Source organism: Streptomyces sp. NPDC048191 (genome assembly GCF_040652655.1).
Taxonomy (GTDB): Bacteria; Actinomycetota; Actinomycetes; order Streptomycetales; family Streptomycetaceae; genus Streptomyces.
Genome location: NZ_JBEZMO010000018.1, coordinates 138,388 through 159,169 on the forward strand (window position 1 = coordinate 138,388; position 20,782 = coordinate 159,169).

The following is a 20,782-nucleotide window of genomic DNA, read 5'->3' on the forward strand; positions in this document are numbered from 1 at the left end:
ATTGCGGGGCGCGGTGCGGTCTGCTACGCCGACCGGACCGGCTCAGTCCTCCGGCGGCCCTGGGGGCACCACCGCGACCGGGCTCGCCGCGTGCAGGAGGACGGCCTGGGTGACCGAGCCCATCATGCGGGCCGGTGCGAGCAGGCGTCGCCGGTGCCGGCCGACGACGACCAGTTCGGCGTCCTTGGAAGCGGCGACGAGGTGGCCGGCCGCGTCGCCGGGCAGCGCCTCGGCGTCGGCGCGGACCCCGGGGTGCCGTTCGCGGTGCGGGCCGAGGAAGCCCTCGGCGAGGGCGCGCGTCTCGTGTTCGATGGCGTCCCGGTCGACCTGGGGCGGCAGGATCTGGCCGGGGGCGGACCAGATCTGCACCGGCCACGGGTAGGCCGCGACGACCTGGACTCGGGCGCCGCGCAGGGCGGCCTCGGTGAAGGCCAGGTCGAGGGTGGCCTCGTCGGGGCTGTCGACGTGCAGGCCTACGACCACCCGCGGCCCGGGCTCGGCCGGCCCCTCCCCGTGCACCTCACTGCCGGGCCGGGGTACGACGACCACCGGGCACTCGGCGTCCCGGGCGGCGGCGAGCCCGTTGGAGCCGAGCAGCAGGCTGGCGAAGCCGCCGCGGCCGCGGGAGCCGAGGACCAACAGCTCGGCGTCCGTGCCCAGTTCGGGCAGCACGGCACCCGGTACGCCCTCCAGGGCGACGTACTCGACGACGGGCTCCTCGCCGCGGTCCGCGAGCCGGGTGTGCACGTCGTCCAGGACGGGATCGCCCTCCGTCTCGGGCGGCGCGGCGACGAGCACGTCGGCCTGGCCCCAGGCGGCGTACTGCCGTACGTGCACCACCCGCAGCGGCGCGGCGCGGCGCCGGGCGGCGTCGAAGGCCCACTCCAGTGCGCGCAGGCTGTCGTCCGAACCGTCGACCGCGGCGATGACCGGCGCAGTGCTCATCGTCCCTCACCTTTCGGAACACGACCTTCCCCTTGCTGGGGCCAGCCTGGCGCAGGCATCGGTCCCAGCGCGGTCCCACTGGTCGCGTGTCCGGAAATCGGCTCGGAACACCCCCGGTTCAGGTCAGGTCGTCCCGGTCAGGTGAGGTCGAACTCGCCTTCCCGGGCTCCGGAGACGAACGCCCCCCATTCCGCCGGCGTGAAGATCAGGGATGGGCTCTCCGGACGGTCGCTGTTGCGCATCGCGATGAAGCCCTCGACAAAGGCGATCTGGACATCTCCCAGCCCTCGGCTGCTGGACTGCCACTCGGCCTTGCTGAGGTCCAGCTCCGGCTTGTCCCAGCCCGCGAGCGGCTTCTGCTGGGTGGTGGTCTCGGCCACGTCCGTGCTCCTCCCGGTCACATCGTCCGCGGGTCAGCCTAGCGACCGCTCACGATGCCCAACAGGCCACGTGGGAAGGACTTTCAGTGGTCGGGGGGTGCCGCTCCCACGAGCCACATGGAGAAGAACTGGGAGCCGCCGCCGTAGGCGTGCCCGAGCACCTTCCGGGCGCCGTCCACCTGGTGTTCTCCGGCCTGGCCGCGCACCTGGAGCGCGGCCTCGGCGAAGCGGATCATGCCGGAGGCGCCGATCGGGTTGGTGGACAGCACGCCGCCCGACATGTTGACGGGCAGGTCGCCGTCGAGCTCGGTCGCCCCGGACTCGGTCAGCTTCCAGCCCTCGCCCTCGGCGGCGAAGCCCAGGTTCTCCAGCCACATGGGCTCGTACCAGGAGAACGGCACGTACATCTCGACGGCGTCGATGTCCCGCCGCGGGTCGGCGATGCCGGCCTGCCGGTAGACGTCGGCGGCGCAGTCCTTGCCGGCCTGGGGGGACACGAAGTCCTTGCCCGCGAACAGGGTGGGCTCGCTGCGCATGGCGCCGCCGAGCATCCAGGCGGGCGGCCGCGGAGCGCGGGCGGCTCCGGCGCGGTCGGTGAGGATCATCGCGCAGGCGCCGTCGGACGAGGGGCAGGTCTCGGAGTAGCGGATGGGGTCCCACAGCATGGGTGAGGCCTGGACCTTCTCCAGGGTGATGTCGTGCTCGTGGAGGTGGGCGAAGGGGTTCTTCAGGGCGTTGCGCCGGTCCTTGTAGGCGACGAGGGAGCCGATGCTGTCGGGGGCCCCGCTGCGGCGCATGTAGGCGCGGACGTGCGGGGCGAAGAAGCCGCCGGCGCCGGCGAGCAGGGGCTGCTGGAAGGGGATCGGCAGGGACAGGCCCCACATGGCGTTCGACTCGGACTGTTTCTCGAAGGCGAGGGTGAGGACCGTGCCGTGGACGCGGGCGGCGACCAGGTTGGCCGCCACCAGCGCCGTGGATCCGCCGACGGAGCCGGCGGTGTGCACCCGCAGCATGGGCTTGCCGACGGCACCGAGCGCGTCGGCCAGGTACAGCTCGGGCATCATCACGCCCTCGAAGAAGTCGGGCGCCTTGCCGATGACCACGGCGTCGATGTCGGCCCAGGTCAACTCGGCGTCCTCCAGGGCCTTTCGGGCCGCCTCGCGGACGAGTCCGGCGATCGAGACGTCCCGGCGGGCGGCGACGTGCTTGGTCTGGCCGATGCCGGTGACGGCCACGGGCTCCTTGCTCATCGTGGATCCCCTTCGAGTACGGCGACCAGGTTCTGCTGCAGGCACGGACCGGAGGTGGCGTGGGCGAGGGCGCGGTCGGACGCGCCGCGGTGGATGCGGGCGGCGGCCTCGCCGATGCGGACGAGTCCGGCGGCCATCACCGGGTTGGCGGCCAGGGCCCCGCCGGAGGGGTTCACGCGTACGTCGTCGCCGAGGCGGAGCGCCTTGCGCAGAACCACCTCCTGGGCGGTGAACGGCGCGTGCAACTCGGCGGTGTCGACGGGCCGTTCGAAGGCACCGGCCTGCTCGGCGGCGAGCCGCGTGGACGGCGAGTCGGTGAGGTCGCGGACGCCGAGGCCGTGCGCCTCGATCCGGTGGTCGATGCCCCGGATCCAGGCGGGCCGCTCGCACAGCTCCCGGGCCCGCTCCCCCGCCGCGAGGATCACGGCGGCGGCGCCGTCCCCGACGGGCGGGCAGTCGCCGGTGCGCAGCGGCCGTACGACGTAGTCGCCGTGCGGCAGCAGGCCCCTGAGCTGGGCGTGCGGGTTGGCCTCCGCGTCCGCCCGGCTGCGCGCGCCGACGGCGGCGAGCGCGGGTTCGTCGGTGTCGCCGGCGTCTACGAGGGCCTGCGCCTGGAGAGCGGCGAGGGCGACGGCGTCGGGCCACAGGGGGGCGAGGTAGTACGGGTCGAGCTGGCGGGTGAGGACGTCCCGGACCGACCCGGGCGAGCACTTGCCGTAGGAGTAGACGAGCGCGGTGTCGGCGTCGCCGGTGAGCAGCTTGGTCCAGGCCTCGTACAGTGCCCAGGCGCCGTCCATCTCGACGTGGGACTCGGAGATCGGAGGCCAGGCGCCGACGCCGTCGAGGGCGAGCGTGAAGGAGAAGGCGCGGCCGGCGAGGTAGTCGCTGGAACCGGAGCAGGTGAAGCCGATGTCGGCCGTCTTCAGTCCGGTCTGCGCCAGGACCTCGTGGAGGACCGGCATGAGCATCTCGACCTCGGAGGACTCCTCGCTGGAGCGCCGGTGGTCGGTCTGGGCGAAGGCGACGACCGCGATCTCCCGGGTCACAGCAGCTCCTTGTAGGTGTCGTAGTCGGCGTCGGGTTCACCGGTGGGCCGGTAGTGGTCGGGGTAGCGGGCACCCTCGGTCCACACGGGCTCGACGCGCAGGCCCATGCGCACCCGGTCGTACGGGATACCGCCGATCCGGGCGTGGAGGGCGAGGTCGGCGCCGTCGAGGGCGATGTGCGCGTAGACGTAGGGCACCTCGATGTCGAGGTTCTTCGCCTTGATGTTGACGATGCAGAAGGTGGTGACCGTGCCGCGGGGACCCACCTCGACCTGTTCCGCCGTGGCCACGCCGCATGTGGGGCACGCGCCCCTCGGGGGGACGTACACCTTGCGGCAGGAGGGGCAGCGTTCGCCGACGGTCCGTTGTGCGGAGAGGGCGTGGATGTAGGCGGACTGGGCACGGCCGGGCGAGTAGGTGTAGTCGAGGCGGGCCGGGGCGACGATGCCGGTGAGCGGGTTCTCGAATGCGCCGGTGTGGCCGGACGGTCGGGCCGGTTCGCCGTCGTACGGCTCGAAGCAGGCGATGTCGGTGATGGCGCCGGTGCGTTCGGCCGCCCAGCGCACGCGGACCCGCATGCCGGTGCGGACGGCCTCGGGCCCGGTGGCGTCGAGGGCGTGCAGCAGGGCGGTGTCGGCGCCGTCGAGCCGGACCAGGACCCAGGCGAAGGGGGTGGCGAGGGGCTGGCCGCGGCGCGGCTCGTGGTTCCACGCCCAGGTGGTGACCGTGCCCGTGGCGGCGACCTCCACCAGGTCGCGGATCTCCTCGGCGGTGACGGGGTCGTACTCGACGGGCGGGACGAGGGTGCGCCCGTCGGTGGTCCGCACGCCGAGGACCACGCGTTCGCGCAGGCCGGTGAGGAAGGCGCTCTGGACGGGGCCGAGGGAGCGGGTGAAGGGGAACTCGACGACGAGGGGCGCTTGGAGGACTTCGGGCATCCTGGGACTCCTTCGGCGGTTCAGGCGCGCTTGTAGACGGGGGGACGCTTCTCCGCGAAGGCGCGGGTGCCCTCCTTGGCGTCGGCGGTGTCGAAGACCGGCCAGCCGCGGGTGAGTTCGGCCGCCAGCCCGTCGGTCTCCGTCATCTCGGCGGTCTCGTACACCGACGCCTTGACGGCCTCGACGGCGAGCGGGCCGCAGGCGTTGATGCGCTCGGCGATCTCCAGGGCCGACTCGAGCGCGGTGCCGTCGGGGACGACATGGCCGATCAGGCCGATGTCCGCGGCCTCCCGGGCGGTGTACGGCCGTCCGGTGAGCAGCATCTCCAGGGCGTGGGTGCGCGGGATCTGGCGTTGCAGCCGGACCGTGGAGCCGCCGATGGGGAACAGTCCGCGCTTGACCTCGAACAGGCCGAAGGTCGCGGACTCGCCCGCGATGCGGATGTCGGTGCCCTGCAGGATCTCGGTGCCGCCCGCGACGCAGTACCCCTCGACGGCGGCGATGACCGGTTTGCGGGGGCGATGGTGGCGCAGCATCGCCTTCCAGTGCAGGTCCGGGTCGGCCTTGAGCCGGTCGCGGTACTGCTCGCCCTGCATGCCGTTCCCGGCCAGCGCCTTCAGGTCCATGCCCGCGCAGAAGGAGCCGCCGGACCCGGTGAGCACGATCGAGCGGATCCCGTCGTCCGCGTCGGCCTGGAGCCAGCCGTCGTAGAGGCCGACGAGCATCGCGAGCGAGAGCGCGTTCCTGGCGTCGGGCCTGTTGAGCGTGAGCACCAGTGTGGCGCCCGCACGCCGCACGGTGAGGTGTTCCGTCCCGCCCATGGGCTTTCTCCCCTCGGTGAGAACGAGAACAGGTTGCAGTAGGCGGGGAGGCACTTCAAGGGAGCTTCACGGGTTTTCTGACAGACAGTCAGATTTCTTGGTGCGAGCCCTTCACAGTTGCGGCGCCTTTTGCTCTGATGGCCCGCTAGTGGACGCATGCGGGCGCGATCGGGGTCAGGAGGAGCGGTGCAGTACAACCTTGCCGACCTGTTCGAGTCGGTCGTCGACGTGGTCCCGGACCGCGAGGCGCTGGTCTACGTCGACCACCCCGGCACCGGCACCGAGCGCCGGCTGACCTACGCGGAACTGGACGCGGCCGCCAACCGCATCGCCCACCACCTCGCCGACAGCGGCGTTCGGCCGGGCGAACACCTCGGTCTCCACCTGTACAACGGCGTCGAGTACCTGCAGACCGTGCTGGGCTGCCTGAAGGCGCGGATCGTTCCGGTGAACGTCAACTACCGGTACGTCGAAGAGGAGTTGGTGTACCTCTACCGGGACGCCGACCTGGTCGCGCTGGTCTTCGACAGCGAGTTCGCGGACCGGGTGGCGGCGGCGCTGCCACGTACACCGAAGGTGCGGCATCTGCTGCGGGTCGGTACGGCGGCGCCCGGGGTGGCGCCGGTGGCCGTGCCCGGGGCGGTGCCGTTCGCCGACGCGGAGGCCGCGGGCTCGCCCGGGCGGGGCTTCCCGGCCCGCTCCGGGGACGACCAGTTCATCATCTACACCGGCGGCACGACCGGCATGCCCAAGGGTGTGATGTGGCGCCAGGAAGACCTCTTCTTCGCGGGGCTGGGCGGCGGCGCGCCGACCGGGGAGCCGGTGAAGACACCTGAGGAGCTGGCCGAGCGGGTCGCCGCCGGGGGTTCCGGGATCACCTTCTTCCCCACTCCCCCGCTGATGCACGGCACTTCGACGCTGACGGCGTTCATCGGCTTCAACTTCGGCCAGCGGGTCGTCCTGCACCGCAGGTTCGTACCGGACGAGGTACTGCGGACCGTCGAGAAGGAGAAGGTCACCAGCATGTCGCTGGTCGGCGACGCGATGCTCCGGCCGCTGATCGACGCGCTGAGCGGGCCGCTCAAGGGGACGGACTGCTCGGCCCTGTTCAGCGTGTCCTCGTCGGGCGCGATCATGTCGGAGACGGTGCGCCGGCAGTTCCGTGAGCTGGTCCCGAACGCGATGCTGCTCAACAACTTCGGCTCCTCCGAGTCCGGCTTCAACGGTACGGCGACGGAGGACTCGGGTCCCGAGCGGGGATTCCGCCTGCGGGTCAACTCCCGTACGCGTGTGGTGGATCCGGCGACGCGCGAACCGGTCGCCGCGGGCGAACCCGGCCGGGTCGCGCAGTGCGGCCATGTGCCGCTCGGCTACTACAACGACCCGGCGAAAACCGCCGAGACCTTCTTCGAGAAGGACGGACAGCGCTGGGTCCTGCTCGGCGACATGGCGACGGTCGACGAGGACGGCGTGGTCACCGTGCTCGGCCGGGGCTCGCAGTGCATCAACACCGGAGGCGAGAAGGTCTACCCGGAGGAGGTCGAGCAGGCGCTCAAGGCGCATCCGGACGTCTACGACGCGCTGGTCGCAGGGGTGCCGGACGCGACCTGGGGCAACCATGTGGCGGCCGTGGTGCAGCTGCGCGAGGGAGCGACGCATCCGACGCTGGCCGACATACAGACCCACTGTCGCACCCGGCTGGCCGGCTACAAGGTCCCCCGCCAGCTGGTGATCACGGACTCCATCCGGCGGTCCCCGAGCGGCAAGGCCGACTACCGGTGGGCGCGGGACGTGGCGGCGTCGGCCGACCGGCGGTAGCCCCCGGGGCGTGCCGCCCCTCACCACCCCGTAGGACTACTCTGTGCGCACGATCGACGCCCTTCGGCTACTTTGGGTGATCATCGGTCGGACGGTGGGTGCCGGTCCCGGCCTTCCGCACCGGCACCGGGCCACGCACGGAAGGATCTCCGGGTGCCTCACCACACGCCACGCCACCTGCCGGAGCGCACGGACGAGACGAACACCGGGCCAAAGGGGGCGGGGGGTCCCAGCGGGCCGCCGGGGGGCGTCGGGGCCACCGGACCGACCGGTGGTGCGAGTCCTGCCGGACCGACCGGAGCGGACGGCTCCACCGGCCCGACCGGATTGGACGGCCCAGCCGGACTGACAGCGGGCGAGGAGCCCTCCGGGCCCGGCGCAAGCGGAAGTCCCACCGGGGCTACCGGAGCGAACGGCCCCACCCGACAGACAGCTGGCAAGCAACCCGCCGGGCCGGGCACAGGCGGAAGTCCCACCGGACCGGCCGCAGCGAACAACCCCACCCCACAGACAGCTGGCAAGCAACCCACCGAGCCGGGCACAGACGGAAGTCCCACCGGACCGGCCGCAGCGAACAACCCCACCCCACAGACAGTCGGCGACCAACCCACCGAGCCGGGCACAGACGGAAGTCCCAGCGGGACGACCGCAGCGAACAGCCCCGCCGGACAGACAGTCGGCGACCAACCCACCAGACCAACCAGAACCCACGGCCCCACCCGACAGACAGCGGGCGAGCAACCCGCCGAGCCGGACGCAAGCGGAAGTCCCACCGGGACGACCGGCGCGACAAGACCCCCGGGGCGGGCAGCAGGCGACGCGGCTGGCGGCCCGGTCGGCACCGGAAGTCCGGCCGGGTCGGCAGGCGGCGGCGAGGCCGCTGGGGCGGGCGGCGCGGGGAGGCCTGAGAAGGACGGCGGACCTGTGGCGCGGGAGGTGGGGGCGCCCGGAGTGGCCCGCCGGCTCGCGAGGCGGGCCCGTGGCGGGCGGGGACCGGCCGCCACGGGCCCACTCGGCGGGCTGGCCCGCGTCATGCAGGAAGTGGCGGCCACAGTCCGACCGACCGGCGGACGGGCCGGTATCACGTGGGAGAGGGCCGCCGAGCGCCGCCCGGCCGGCGGGTGGGGCCGAGTCGTGGCGGCGGGCGTGACCGTCCTCGCCGTCGGTCTGATTCTCGCCGCCCTGTTGGTGCCCGACCAGCCCGACCGTCTCACCCCGAAGGCGTTCCTGCGCCTGCCGGCCGAGGGGATCCTGCTCGCCACCGTGCTGCTGGTGCTGCCGACTCGGGCGAGGCGTGCCGGGGCGGTGGCCGCCGGCCTGCTGATCGGGCTGGTCACCCTCCTCAAATTCCTCGACATCGGCTTCTATTCGGTGCTGTACCGCCCCTTCGACCTGGTGCTGGACTGGGGCCTGCTGGGCAACGCGGCGGACTATCTGCGGGACACCTCCGGCCGCACCGGGGAGCTGGCCGCCATCGCCGGTGCCCTGCTCCTCGTGGTCGCCGTCCTCGTCCTGACCGCGGGCGCGACGGTCCGGCTGGCCACGCTGCTGGCCAGCCACCGCGCCCGGTCCGTCCGCACCGTCCTGGTGCTGGGCACCGCCTGGGTCACCTGCGTCGTGCTGGGTGTGCAGACCGGTGGCACGCCCGTCGCCTCGACGCTCGACGCGGGTCTCCTCGGCGACCGCGCCGAACAGGTCCGTGTCTCCCTCGCCGACGCACGGCTGTTCCGACGCCAGGCCGCCCGCGACGCCTTCGCCCACACGCCCCCGAACCAGCTGCTGACCGGCCTGCGCGGCAAGGACGTGCTGTTCACGTTCGTCGAGAGCTACGGCCGCTCGGCGATCGAGGACCCGGCCATGGCCCCGCAGGTCAACGCCGTCCTCAAGGAGAGCACGGACACCCTCGGGGCCGCGGGGTTCCGCGCGCGCAGCGGCTGGCTGCGCTCGCCGGTGGTCGGGGGCGGCAGCTGGCTGGCCCACTCGACCTTCCTGTCCGGCCTGTGGATCAGCAACCAGCAGCGGTTCCGCAGCCTCACCTCCAGCGACCGGACCACCCTCACCGGCGCCTTCCGCAGGACCGGTGCCTGGCGCACGGTCGGTGTGGTGCCGGGGGTGCTGGTGGCGTGGCCCGAGGGCCGGTTCTTCGGGCTGGACCATGTCTACGACGGCCATCACCTCGACTACCACGGCCCGGACTTCGGCTGGTCGCAGGTGCCGGACCAGTTCGCCCTGGAGACGTTCCGGCGGCGGGAGTTCGCCCAGCCCGGCCGCGGCCCGATCATGGCGGAGATCATCCTCACCTCCAGCCACTATCCCTGGGCACCCCTGCCCCGCATGGTCGACTGGGCGAAGCTCGGCGACGGCTCGGTCTTCCAGCAGGTCAGGACGGAGGGCAAGTCCCAGGAGGAGGTCTGGAAGGACCCGGCGAGCGTACGCACCGCCTACCACACCTCCATCGAGTACTCGTTGAACAGCCTCGTCGGATTCCTGCGCCGCTACGGCAACGACAACACCGTCCTGGTCTTCCTGGGCGACCACCAGCCCGTGCCCACCGTCACCGGGAACAGCCCGCGCCGGGACGTGCCGGTCAGCATCGTGGCCCGCGATCCCAAGGTGCTGGACCGGGTCTCCGGCTGGGGCTGGACGGAGGGCCTGAAGCCCGCCGCCAACGCCCCCATCTGGGCGATGGACAGCTTCCGCGACCGGTTCCTGAAGGCGTTCGGTCCACAACCGCGCTGACCCCGCCGACGTCGATCCCTCGGTCAGGATCGGTCGAGGAACTCCCGGACCAGGGCGAGGAACTCATCCGGGCGGCACTCGTGCACCAGGTGCCCGGCGTCCACGGTCACGAGCGAGGCGCCCGGGATCAGGCCGGCGAGCAGCGCGACCTGGTCCTGCGGAATGTGGCTGGTGGGGCCGCCCCCGATGACGAGCGTCGGCATGGTGATCCGGCCCATGTGGTCCCACCACACAGGTTCGGGCGCGTTGCGCTGCCCGTCGGTCGCCCGCACCATCGCCCAGTCGAACGGCAGTCCTCCCTCGGGCCGTTCGGCGGGCGGGCGGGGCGGGACGAGCGGTACGGGTGCGCAGACGTCCTCCAGCACCAGGCGCCGTACGAGTCCGGGACGGCGCTGCGCCAGCAGGTAGGCGACGATGCCGCCCAGCGAATGGCCCACGACATCGGCGCTGTCCAGGCCCAGGGCGGCCAGCAGGCCGAGGACGTCGTCGCACATCGCCTCGGCCCGGTAGTCCCCCGGCCAGTCGCTGTGTCCGTGGCCGCGCAGGTCCGGGGCGTACACCCGGCGTGGGCGCGGGGGTGCCGCGAGCCGTTCGGCGATCCGCGTCCAGTCCGAGCCGTCCGCGCCCCGGCAGTGCAGCAGCACGACGGGCGGGGCGTCGGCGGGGCCCCACGTACGGCAGGCCAGCGTGATGCCGTTCGCCTCGATGGTGCGCAGCGCGGCGGTGTCCATGCGGGGCACGATAGCCGGGCACCCCGCTCCCGGCGGCCCGCTCCGCCGAGGGCAGAGCCGCGTCGGCCGGCCTGTCGGGGAAGGCGCTCGTCGGCACTGCCGCAGCGGCGCTCGCTGTCCGACGCCCTGCTGCAGTCGAAGACGGCTGACGGCCCCGGCTAACCGCTGAACCGGTCCCGCAGTTCGCGTTTGAGGATCTTCCCGCTGGCGTTGCGCGGCAACTCGGCCACGAACAGCACCCGTTTGGGCGCCTTGAAGGGAGCGAGCTTCTCCTTCACGTGGGCGACGAGCTGGTCCTCCGTCACCTCACCGCGCGGGACCACGACCGCCGTGACCGCCTCGATCCACCGCTCGTCGGGCAGGCCGATCACGGCGGCCTCGGCGACGGCCTCGTGGGTGTACAGGGCGTCCTCGACCTGGCGCGAAGCCACCAGGACACCACCGGAGTTGATGACGTCCTTCACCCGGTCCACGATCGTGAAGTAGCCGTCGGCGTCACGCACCGCGAGGTCACCGGAGTGGAACCAGCCGTCCCGGAAGGCCTCGGCCGTCTCCTCCGGCTTGTCCCAGTAGCCCTCGCACAACTGCGGTGAGCGGTAGACGATCTCGCCGGGCGTGCCGTCGGGCACGTCCTCACCCTTGTCGTCCACGACCCGGGCGTCCACGAACAGCACCGTCCGGCCGCAGGAGTCCAGCCGGCCCTCGTGCTCGTCGGGGCCGAGCACCGTGGCCAGCGGACCGATCTCGCTCTGCCCGAAACAGTTGTAGAGGGCGAGCCTCGGCAGGCGTTCCCGCAGCCGCTCCAGCACCGGGACGGGCATGATCGACGCGCCGTAGTAGGCCTTGCGCAGGCCGTCGAGGTCGCGGGTGGCGAAGTCGGGCCGGCCCGCGAGTCCGATCCACACCGTGGGCGGCGCGAACAGGCTGTCCACGCGGCCTTCCTCGATCAGGTCCAGGAGGCGGTCCCCGTCCGGGGCGTTCAGGATGATGTTGGTCGCGCCGACCGCCAGATACGGCAGCAGGAACACGTGCATCTGCGCCGAGTGGTACAGCGGCAGCGCGTGCGCCGGACGGTCGCCGGCGCTCAGGTCCAGGGCGGTGATCGCGCTCAGATACTCGTGCACGAGAGCCCGGTGGGTCATCATCGCGCCCTTGGGCAGGGCGGTCGTACCGGAGGTGTACAGCAGCTGCACCAGGTCCTCGGTGCGGGGTTCGGGCCCGTCGTACGGGCTCGCGTCCGCCAGCCGGGCGAGGAGCGAGCCCTCGGCGTCCCTGAGCGCCAGCGTCCGTACGCCGTCCGGGAGTCGGTCCGCGAGGCCGGGGTCGGCCAGCACGAGCGTGCTGCCGGACTGGCCGACCAGGTAGGCCAGGTCGTCCCCGGTCAGGCTCTGGTTGACGGGCACATGGACCAGGCCCGCCCTGGCGCAGCCGAGGAAGGCGATCAGATAGGCGTCGGAGTTGTGGCCGAAGGCACCGACCCGGTCGCCGGGGCTCAGCCCCTGCGCGAGCAGCACCGAGGCCGCGCGGGAGACGGCGTCGTCGAGTTCCTCGTACGTCCAGCGGCGTTCGCCGTACTCCACCGCGAGGCGGGCCGGGGTGCGCCGGGCGCTGCGCCGCAGCACCCCGTCGACCGTGCTGCCGTGTCCCTGCGTCATGGCTCATGATCCTCGTTCCGTCGCGGAGCCAGGTCAAGCACCCCGGACGTGAGAGAAAAGCGGACATCGCGTTCGATGCACAAAGCATCAACGCCCCTGCGCAGAAAGTGATTTTTGCTTCTCCGTGCTCCCGTGCGCCCCTTTGGAGAAAGGTTTCCGGAAAGAGGCGCCGTTGAACCTGGGCAGGACTTGTCTCAAGTGCCAAGTCCGTGACGGCTTCACTCATTTCGCGTGTCACGTTGGGCAGGAGGTATCCATGAGCTCTGCTGCGCCCGATCAGAAACGAATGTGGAGGACAGGTACTGCTCCCGGCATATTCCCACTCCTCGGCCACGGTATCGCCTTATACCGACGGCCGCTGGCGTTTCTGAATTCTTTGCCGGCGTACGGGGACCTGGTCGAGATACGGCTGGGCCCCCAGCGCGCCTGGATGGTGTGCCACCCGGAGCTGACCCATGAGGTGCTCATGGATCCGCACACCTTCGACAAGGGGGGCCCGCTCTACGACAGGCTCGGGAAACTCATGGGGGACGGTCTCGTCACCTGCCGTCAGGCGGCCCACCGGGACAAGCGCAGGCTGCTGCAGCCCCGCTTCCGCCCCTCCCACGTGGCCGCCTGCACGGAGCTCGTCACCGAGGAGGCCGCGTCGGTGTGCGACGCCTGGCCGACGGGTCGGACGGTCCCCGTCACCGAGGCGATGATGACCCTCACGACACGCGTGATCAGCCGGGTCCTCCTGTCCGACGCCCTGGACGACGCGACGACCGCCGAAGTCCGGGACTGTCTCACCGACGTCGTCCGTGGCCTCTTCGTCCGCACCGTCGTACCGATCGATGGCCTCTTCCGTCTCCCCACCCCTGCCAACCGCCGCTACCGGAACGCGCTCTCCCGCCTGCACGCGATCATCGACACGGCGATCGCGGAGCGCCGCCGGGGCGCCGGCCGGGACGACGTGCTGGGCACCCTGCTGGCGGCCACCCGCGGCGACGGCGGAGCGGCGGCCCTCACCGACCAGGACGTCCACGACCACCTGATCACGCTGCTGCTCACGGGCGTCGAGGCCCCGGCACTGTGCCTCGCCGACGCCTTCAGCCTGCTGGCCCGCCATCCGGAGGCGGAGCGCCGTCTGCACGCCGAGCTCGACGCCGTCCTCCCCGGCGGCCGACGGCCCGGCCCGGACGATCTGCCGCACCTCGTCCACACCCGGTGCGTGGTCTCCGAGACACTGCGCCACTCGTCACCCGGCTGGCTCTTCACGCGCGTCGCCACCAGGGAGACGGAACTGGCCGGGTGCCGGCTGCCCGAGGGGGCCACCGTTCTGTACAGCCCCTACCTCCTGCACCACGATCCCTCGTCGTTTCCCGACCCCGGGCGTTTCGACCCCGCTCGCTGGCTGCCGGGGAGGCCCACCGCCGCACAGCGCCGCGCGATGATGCCGTTCTCCGCGGGCAACCGCAAATGCCTCGGCGACGAGTTCACCATGGTGGAGACCACCCTGGCACTCGCGACCCTCGCGGGGCGGTGGCGCCTGCGCCATGTGCCCGGGTATGTCGCACAGCCGCCGCGCCCGGCGATCACACTGGGGCCGCGCGCCCTGGTGATGGCGTGCGAAGCCCGTTCTCGCGCATCGGACTCCCGGACGGCAGGTGACCACGTTGTCGGCAACACATGAGGAAGTCGCGGTCGGGGTACCCGACGCGATTCCGGTCTCCACGCTCAAGGACCTCATCGACCGCCACCTCCACATGCCGTTCCCCTTCCAGCGCAACCCCGGTGAAACCGAAGCCGCGGCCGGCGTCGAGGCATGGCTGAGGGCGTGGGGGCTGACCGACGAACCGGGTGTGGCGGCGATGATCGCCCGCACTCGTCCGGCCGAACTCGCGTCCTACAACAGTCCCACCATGGATCCCGGTCTTCTGCAGATCGTGGCCGATCAGATCGCCTACCAGTTCGTCTTCGACGACCGTGCCGAGGAAACGGGGCGCGGCTCACCGGGCGGGCTGCTGCCCATGTTGTGCGAGAGCATCGCGATTCTGCGGGACGGCCGGCCGCCCGGCACTCCGCTCGGCGCGGCACTGGCCGATCTCCACCGGCGGGTCCGGGAACGGTGCACACCCGCACAGGCCGCGCGGTGGGCCTGGAAGAGCCGGGAATACGTGCACGGCCTGTTGTACGAAGCAGTGGCTCAGGCCCACCCCCTCCCCTTGCGGACCGGAGACTGCACCTCGATACGGTCGCTGACCGCGGGCGTCGAACCGTTCCACCCACTGTGCGAGGCCGCCCAGCCACATGAGCTCTCCCCTGCCGAACTCCACCATCCCGTCGTACGGCGGCTGAGCCGCCTGTCGGCGGACGCGGCGGTGTGGATTCCCGACCTCTTCTCCGCGGTGAAAGAACAGCGCGCGGGCGAAATGATCAATCTGGCCCTTGCCCACCAGCGTGAACACCGGTGCTCCCTGCAGACGGCCGTCCTCCTGGCCGTCCGGCAGATCAACGGCACGATCGAAGAGATCCAGAGGCTCTACGCGGAGATCGAACCCCAGTTGAGTCCGGTGGGCGTCGGCTACGTGGAGGGCATGATCGGCTGGATCCGTGGGTGCTACTACTGGTCACGCACCGTGCCGCGGTACGCGGACGTGGCGTCGGTGCCCGCCGAGCCGTAGTCGCCCCCGTCGCACCGCGGCGGGGGCGAGTGCATTCGGACCCCATACCCGGCGAGCGGGCATTCTCCCATCCCCCGGCGTCGATTCACCTTATGGAGTCCGATCCGGTCTGCCGCACCCCCACGAGGCGTACGCTCGGCTTTCCCGGGCCGAGTGAGAGAAGGCGGTACGGCACATGGCGACGGAGCCGCGGCAACCGATCATGGAGCAGCGGATGTTGATCGAGCGCCGACGGGAACTCCAGGCCCTGGATGCCGCGTTCCAGGAGTTGCGGCGCACCACGGACGGCGTGCCGCGCGCGAGGCACAGGGGACTGCTCGCCTTCACCGGGCCGGCCGGCCTGGGCAAGACGGCACTCGTCGCGGAGGCACGTGCCCGGGCCGCGGCCCATGGATTCACGGTGCTGTCGGGCAGGGGCGGGGAGACGGAACAGGGAGCGGCGTTCCGCGTGGTGCGCCAGTTGGTGCAGCCGTCCCTGGCCGCCATGGACGGGGCGGAACTCCGCTCGTTCCTGGGGAGCTGGTACGACATCGTCGCCCCCGCGCTCGGTCTCGAAGCGAGGGGCTCCGCCCCCGCGCCGGACCCGACCGGGGTCCGCGAAGGTCTCGACTGGGTCATGACGCGCCTCACCGTGCAGAAGGCGCCCGTCGTCCTGCTGCTCGACGATCTGCACTGGGCGGACGCGGAGTCCCTGACCTGGCTCGCCTCCTTCGCCCCACGGGTCGAGGACCTTCCGCTGCTGATCGTGGTGGCCTACCGGCCCGACGAGCTGCCGCCCGAGGCGGGCGAGCTCCGTTCGCCGGCCGGAGACCGGGGGAACCGCCCTCATGACCTGGCGCTGCTCACCGCCGACGGCGTGGCGCGGATCGTCAGGAACGAGATCGGGGCGGCGGCCGAGGACCGGTTCTGCGAGGAATGCTGGTCGGCCACCGGCGGAAGCCCCTTCGAGGCGGTGGAGCTCGCCATCGGACTCGCCGAGCGGAAACTGAGCGGCACCGAGAGCGACCTGCCCGCGATGCGTGAACTCGCCGCCGCGATCAAGGGGCCGGGGCTGATCGAGCGCCTGGAGCGGCTGGACACGGCGACCGTCCGCTTCGCGCACACCGCGGCCGTACTGGGTTCACCCTTCTCACCGCGGCTGGCCGCGACCATCGCGGTGCTCGGCGACGAGGCCGTCGCCGAGGCGACCCAGAAGTTGCGCGCGGCCCGGATCCTGGCCGACGGCCACGGCCCGGAAGGTGAGCTCGAGTTCCTTCACCCCCTGATCGCCACGACGATCTACCGGTCGATCCGCACGGCGTTCCGGGTCGGCCTGCACAACACCGCGGCACAGACCGTGCTGGCCGCGGGATACGGCCCCACAGCCGCCGCACGGCACCTGCTGGAGGTTCCCTGCGAGGGCAGTTCCGAGACGGTCGCATGCCTGCGCGAGGCCGCTCGTGAGTACCTCCGCGCCGGGGCCACCGAGGCCGCCCGGCGTCTGCTGAACCGTGCGCTGGAGGAGCCGCCCCCGCCCGAGGACCGCGCCGCGGTCCTTCACGAACTCGCCTGCGCCACATTCCTGATCGAGCCCACGGCCACCGTGCGCCACCTCCGCCAGGCGCTGGCGGAACGCGCCGTCGACCCCGATCTGCGTGCCTCCATCGTCTTCCGGCTGACGCAGGCGCTGGCCCACACCGATCAGCTGGCCGAGGCCGTGAACGTGGCCGCGAAAGAGGCGAAGCAGGCCACGAATCCGCGCGTCAAACTGCGCATGCAGGCCGATCAGTTCGTCTGGAGCATGGTCCGCACCGACGACCCCGGCTCACCCGCCCGCTCCCGGACGCTGGCGCGGCTGGCCGAGCAGTTGCCCGGCCGCGGTCTGGAGGAACGCTACATCCTCGGACTACGGGCGTGGGATGCCGTCAAGCGCGGCGAACCGCGCGAGACCGCCCTCGCGTACGCCGAGAAGGCACTCCACGGCGGCATGAGCTGGATCGACGAGAACCACGGATTCGAGGTACCCGTCTCGGTCGCCCTGGTGTTCATGTACGGCGACCAGCCGCGCCGGGCCGAGGAGTTGTTCAACAAGGGCATCGCCGAGTGCGTCGCCAAGGGGTGGCGCGGCTCCCACCTGGCCCTCGGCCAGACCCTCGCCGGCTACATCGGCTACCACCGGGGCTGCCTGGCCGAAGCCGACGACCTCGCGCGGGAAGGCCTGCGCATCGCCCAGAAAGTGCCTGGGGCCGTACCCGCGCGGTGGTTCGCCGTCGGCATCCTGGTCCAGACACTGCTGGCCCGTGGGCGCGTCACCGAGGCGCGCGCACTCGCCGACGAGCACCGATTCGGCGAGACGACGCCGAACGCCGTCATCTACCCCGATCCCCGGACGGTGTACGCGGAACTGCTCCTGGCGGAGGGACGGCACGTCGAGGCGGCGGCACTCCTGTCCGCGGTCGGGGACTGGCTGGACGGACGGGCCTGGCGGAACCCGGCCTGGTGCCCCTGGCTGCTCCGGCTCGCCTCCGCGCTCGCCCCCACCGCCCCGGACGAGGCGGCCGGCCACGCCCGGGACGCCGTGAAGCGCGCCCGGGACTTCGGCGCCGCCTCGACCATCGGCCAGGCCCTCCACACCCTCGCCGAGGTGACGGGCGGCCCGGCGGCCCTCGACCTGTACGCGGAAGCCGTCCTCCACCTGGAACAGTCGCCCGCCGCCTACGAGCTCGCCCGCGCCCAGATCGGCCTCGGCGCCGCGCTGTCCCGCAACGGGCGGCTGCAGGAAGCCGCCGACCGGCTCTACCAGGGCCTGGAAGGCGCCGTCCACTGCGGAGCCGAGGCACTGGCCTCCCGGGCCCGGGAGGAACTCTCGGTGGCCGGACTGCGTCCGCTGCCCCTGCGTTATGTGCAGGCGGACACCCTGACCGCTCGGGAACACCGGGCCGCCGGACTAGTCGTGCGGGGGCACCCGGTGCCGGTCATCGCCAAGGAACTGCGCCTCACCGAGCAAGGCGTGCGGCTGTTGTTGTCCTGTGTGTACCGCAAGACCGGCACCGACGCCGCCGGCCTCGCCGCATTCCTGGAGAGCTGTCCGCCCCCTCGCCCTTGACCCCGTCCGTCCCCGCTCCCGGTCACAGCACCCGCGCACGCCCCTCCCAGTACGGGTCCCGCAACCGCCGCTTGTACAGCTTGCCGTTGGGGTCGCGGGGCAACTCGGCGACGAAGTCGACGCTCTTGGGCCGCTTGTAGCCGGCGAGCCGCTCGGCGCAGTGGTCGAGCAGGGCGGCGGCGAGAGCCGGGCCCGGCTGATGGCCGGGGGCGGGTTCGACGACGGCCTTGACCTCCTCGCCCCAGTCGTCGTGCGGGATGCCGAAGGCGGCCGCGTCGGCGACACCCGGATGGGAGAGCAGCACCGACTCGATCTCGGCCGGGTAGATGTTGACCCCGCCGGAGATGATCATGTCGATCTCGCGGTCGCGGAGGAAGAGGTAGCCGTCCTCGTCCAGGTAGCCGAGGTCGCCGACGGTGAAGAAGTCACCGATGCGGTTCTTCCGGGTCTTGGCGTCGTCCTTGTGGTACGAGAAGCCGCCGGTGCTCATCTTCATGTAGACGGTGCCCAGTTGACCGGGCGGGAGCCGGTTGCCCTCGTCGTCGAAGACCGCGAGCTCGCTGATCGGCCAGGCCTTGCCGACCGTGCCGGGCTTCTTCAGCCAGTCCTCGGCGGTGGCGAAGGCACCGCCGCCCTCGCTGGCCGCGTAGTACTCCTCCACACAGTGCCCCCACCAGTCGATCATGGCCCGCTTGACGTGGTCCGGGCAGGGGGCGGCGCCGTGGATGGCGTGCCGCATGGACGAGACGTCGTAGCGGGCCTTCACCTGGTCCGGGAGGGCCAGCAGGCGGTGGAACTGGGTCGGGACCATGTGGGTGTGCGTGCACCGGTGGGTGTCGATGCGGCGGAGCATCTCCTCCGGGATCCACTTGTCCATCAGGACCAGGCGGTGGCCGATGTGCAGGGAAGCGCCCGCGAACTGCAGGACGGCCGTGTGGTACAGCGGCGAACAGACGAGGTGGACGTTGTCGTCGAACGGCCTGATGCCGAAGATGCCGAGGAAGCCGCCCAGGTACGACTCCTCGGGGGCCTTGCCGGGCAGCGGGCGGCGGATGCCGCGCGGGCGTCCCGTCGTACCGGAGGTGTAGTTCATGACCCAGCCGAGTTCCCGGTCAGGGGGCGCGGACTCCGGTTGCCCGTCGAGGAGTTGGGTGTACGGCCGGAACCCGTCGGCCGCGCCGACCGCGTACCGGTGGGTGGCGGGCAGTCCGGCCTCGTCGGCGGCGGCCCGCGCGGCGGCGGCGAACCGCTCGTGGGCGATGAGCACCTTGGCGCCCGAGTCGGCGACGATCCAGGCGATCTCGGGTCCGACGAGGTGGTGGTTGACCGGGACCAGATAGAGGCCGGCCTGGGTGGCGGCCAGGTAGGCGGTGATGAACTCGACGCCGTTGGGCAGGACGACGGCGAAGGCGTCGCCGCGCTCCAGGCCGGCCGCGCGCAGCCCGTGGACGAGCCGGTTGGCGGCGCTGTGCAGGCGTTTTGCGGTCCACTCCTCGCTGTCGGGCGCGACGAGGACCGGGCGGTCGGGGTGCTGGGCGGCCTCGGCCCAGAAACCGGCGGGGGGTGTGCTCACGACTGGCCGCTCCTTCCGGCGATGCGGTTGATGCGGTCCACGGCCTCCTCGAAGCCGCGGGTGAGGTCGTCGAAGACGGCCTGGACGCTGCGTTCGCTGCTCATCCGGCCGACGATCTGCCCGACCGGCGTGCCGAGCAGCGGTTGCACCTCGTACCTCTGGATCCGGGAGACCGCCTCGGCGACCAGCAGGCCCTGCAGCGGCATGGGCAGGGTGCCCGGTCCGGCCGGGTCGTCCCAGGCGTCGGTCCACTCGGTACGGAGCTGACGGGCCGGCTTGCCGGTCAGGGCCCGGGAGCGGACGGTGTCGCCGGACCCGGCGGCGAGGAGCTTGCGGGTCAGGGCGGGCGAGTGCAGGTCTGCTTCTGTGGTGGTCAGCCACACAGAGCCCAGCCACACACCCTGTGCGCCGAGAGCGAGGGCGGCCGCCACCTGCTGTCCGCTGCCGATGCCGCCCGCGGCGAGGACGGGCAGGGGGTCGACGGCGTCGACGATCTCGGGCGTGAGCACCATGGTGGCGATCTCGCCGGTGTGCCCGCCGGCCTCGTAGCCCTGCGCGACGACGATGTCGATGCCGGCCTCCTGGTGCTTGCGGGCGTGCCGGGCGCTGCCGGCCAGCGCGGCGACCAGCACGCCCCGGTCATGGGCGCGGGCGACGACATCGGCGGGCGGGGAGCCGAGGGCGTTGGCGAGCAGCTTGATCGGGTAGTCCAAGGCGACGTCGAGCTGGGTGCGGGCGACCTGCTCCATCCAGCCGGTGATGCGCCACCCGGACGCCTCGCCCTCGGCGAGCTCGGGGACCCCGTACTTGGCGAGGATCTCGCGCACGAACTGCCGGTGCCCCTCGGGGATCATCGCCTCGACGTCCGCCTCGGTCACACCCTCGACCTTCTTCGCGGGCATGACGACGTCCAGCCCGTAGGGCCGGCCGCCGGCGTGCGCGTCGAGCCAGTCGAGGTCGCGTTTGAGGTCATCGGGGGCGGTGTAGCGGACCGCGCCGAGCACGCCGAAGCCGCCGGCCCGGCTGATGGCCGCGGCGACGGCGGGGAACGGCGTGAAGCCGAAGACGGCGTGCTCGACTCCCAGTTTCCTGCTCAGCTCCGTCTGCATGGGCGCAGGATGCCGCAGCCGACCGGACG

At 72.1% G+C, this 20,782-nt stretch carries 15 protein-coding genes; 5 read left to right on the top strand and 10 right to left on the bottom strand.

Annotated features, from left to right (window positions below; all coding sequences use genetic code 11):
- Positions 1-42 precede the first annotated feature (42 nt).
- The 6 genes from AB0D93_RS27290 to AB0D93_RS27315 form a co-directional block, all read right to left on the bottom strand.
- Positions 43-945, bottom strand: a complete 903-nt coding sequence (locus AB0D93_RS27290) for a universal stress protein (protein ID WP_362124284.1) — start codon at positions 943-945, stop codon at positions 43-45.
- A 137-nt stretch (positions 946-1,082) separates the two neighbouring features.
- Complete coding sequence (locus AB0D93_RS27295; RefSeq protein WP_362124287.1) at positions 1,083-1,325, bottom strand: DUF397 domain-containing protein; 243 nt, start codon at positions 1,323-1,325, stop codon at positions 1,083-1,085.
- An 83-nt stretch (positions 1,326-1,408) separates the two neighbouring features.
- Complete coding sequence (locus AB0D93_RS27300) at positions 1,409-2,575, bottom strand: thiolase domain-containing protein (RefSeq protein WP_362124290.1); 1,167 nt, start codon at positions 2,573-2,575, stop codon at positions 1,409-1,411.
- Positions 2,572-3,621, bottom strand: a complete 1,050-nt coding sequence (locus AB0D93_RS27305; RefSeq protein ID WP_362124293.1) for a thiolase domain-containing protein — start codon at positions 3,619-3,621, stop codon at positions 2,572-2,574. Before AB0D93_RS27305 ends, AB0D93_RS27300 begins: the two co-directional genes overlap by 4 nt.
- Positions 3,618-4,559, bottom strand: a complete 942-nt coding sequence (locus tag AB0D93_RS27310; RefSeq protein WP_362124296.1) for an OB-fold domain-containing protein — start codon at positions 4,557-4,559, stop codon at positions 3,618-3,620. Before AB0D93_RS27310 ends, AB0D93_RS27305 begins: the two co-directional genes overlap by 4 nt.
- Positions 4,560-4,579: 20 nt before the next feature.
- Entirely contained in the window at positions 4,580-5,380 is an 801-nt protein-coding gene (locus tag AB0D93_RS27315; protein WP_362124299.1) for a crotonase/enoyl-CoA hydratase family protein, read from the bottom strand.
- 186 nt (positions 5,381-5,566) lie between these two features.
- Between AB0D93_RS27315 and AB0D93_RS27320 the strand changes: the two genes are divergently transcribed.
- The gene (locus tag AB0D93_RS27320) at positions 5,567-7,198 is read left to right on the top strand and encodes an acyl-CoA synthetase (RefSeq protein WP_362124301.1); all 1,632 of its coding nucleotides are present in this window, start codon (positions 5,567-5,569) and stop codon (positions 7,196-7,198) included.
- A gap of 1,134 nt (positions 7,199-8,332) precedes the next feature.
- Positions 8,333-9,937: a sulfatase gene (locus AB0D93_RS27325; protein ID WP_362124304.1), complete on the top strand. Its 1,605-nt coding sequence runs from the start codon at positions 8,333-8,335 to the stop codon at positions 9,935-9,937.
- A gap of 23 nt (positions 9,938-9,960) precedes the next feature.
- Here the strand turns inward: AB0D93_RS27325 and AB0D93_RS27330 are convergent, their stop codons facing one another.
- A complete protein-coding gene (locus AB0D93_RS27330) occupies positions 9,961-10,668 on the bottom strand; it encodes an alpha/beta hydrolase (protein ID WP_362124307.1) in 708 nt (235 codons plus the stop codon).
- Positions 10,669-10,826: 158 nt separating this feature from the next.
- Entirely contained in the window at positions 10,827-12,323 is a 1,497-nt protein-coding gene (locus AB0D93_RS27335; protein WP_362124310.1) for an acyl-CoA synthetase, read from the bottom strand.
- 286 nt (positions 12,324-12,609) lie between these two features.
- Here AB0D93_RS27335 and AB0D93_RS27340 point away from each other — a divergent pair, with 286 nt between their 5' ends.
- From AB0D93_RS27340 to AB0D93_RS27350, 3 genes are all read left to right on the top strand, one after another.
- Complete coding sequence (locus tag AB0D93_RS27340) at positions 12,610-13,995, top strand: cytochrome P450 (protein WP_362124413.1); 1,386 nt, start codon at positions 12,610-12,612, stop codon at positions 13,993-13,995.
- Entirely contained in the window at positions 13,970-14,986 is a 1,017-nt protein-coding gene (locus AB0D93_RS27345; protein WP_362124313.1) for a (-)-alpha-amorphene synthase, read from the top strand. Before AB0D93_RS27340 ends, AB0D93_RS27345 begins: the two co-directional genes overlap by 26 nt.
- 175 nt (positions 14,987-15,161) lie before the next feature.
- The gene (locus AB0D93_RS27350; protein WP_362124316.1) at positions 15,162-18,071 is read left to right on the top strand and encodes an AAA family ATPase; all 2,910 of its coding nucleotides are present in this window, start codon (positions 15,162-15,164) and stop codon (positions 18,069-18,071) included.
- A 22-nt stretch (positions 18,072-18,093) separates the two neighbouring features.
- Here the strand turns inward: AB0D93_RS27350 and AB0D93_RS27355 are convergent, their stop codons facing one another.
- Positions 18,094-19,644, bottom strand: coding sequence for an acyl-CoA synthetase (locus AB0D93_RS27355; protein ID WP_362124319.1), 1,551 nt, complete (start codon positions 19,642-19,644; stop codon positions 18,094-18,096).
- Positions 19,641-20,753: a nitronate monooxygenase family protein gene (locus AB0D93_RS27360; protein ID WP_362124322.1), complete on the bottom strand. Its 1,113-nt coding sequence runs from the start codon at positions 20,751-20,753 to the stop codon at positions 19,641-19,643. The genes AB0D93_RS27355 and AB0D93_RS27360 overlap by 4 nt, the downstream gene beginning before the upstream one ends.
- Positions 20,754-20,782: the final 29 nt, after the last annotated feature.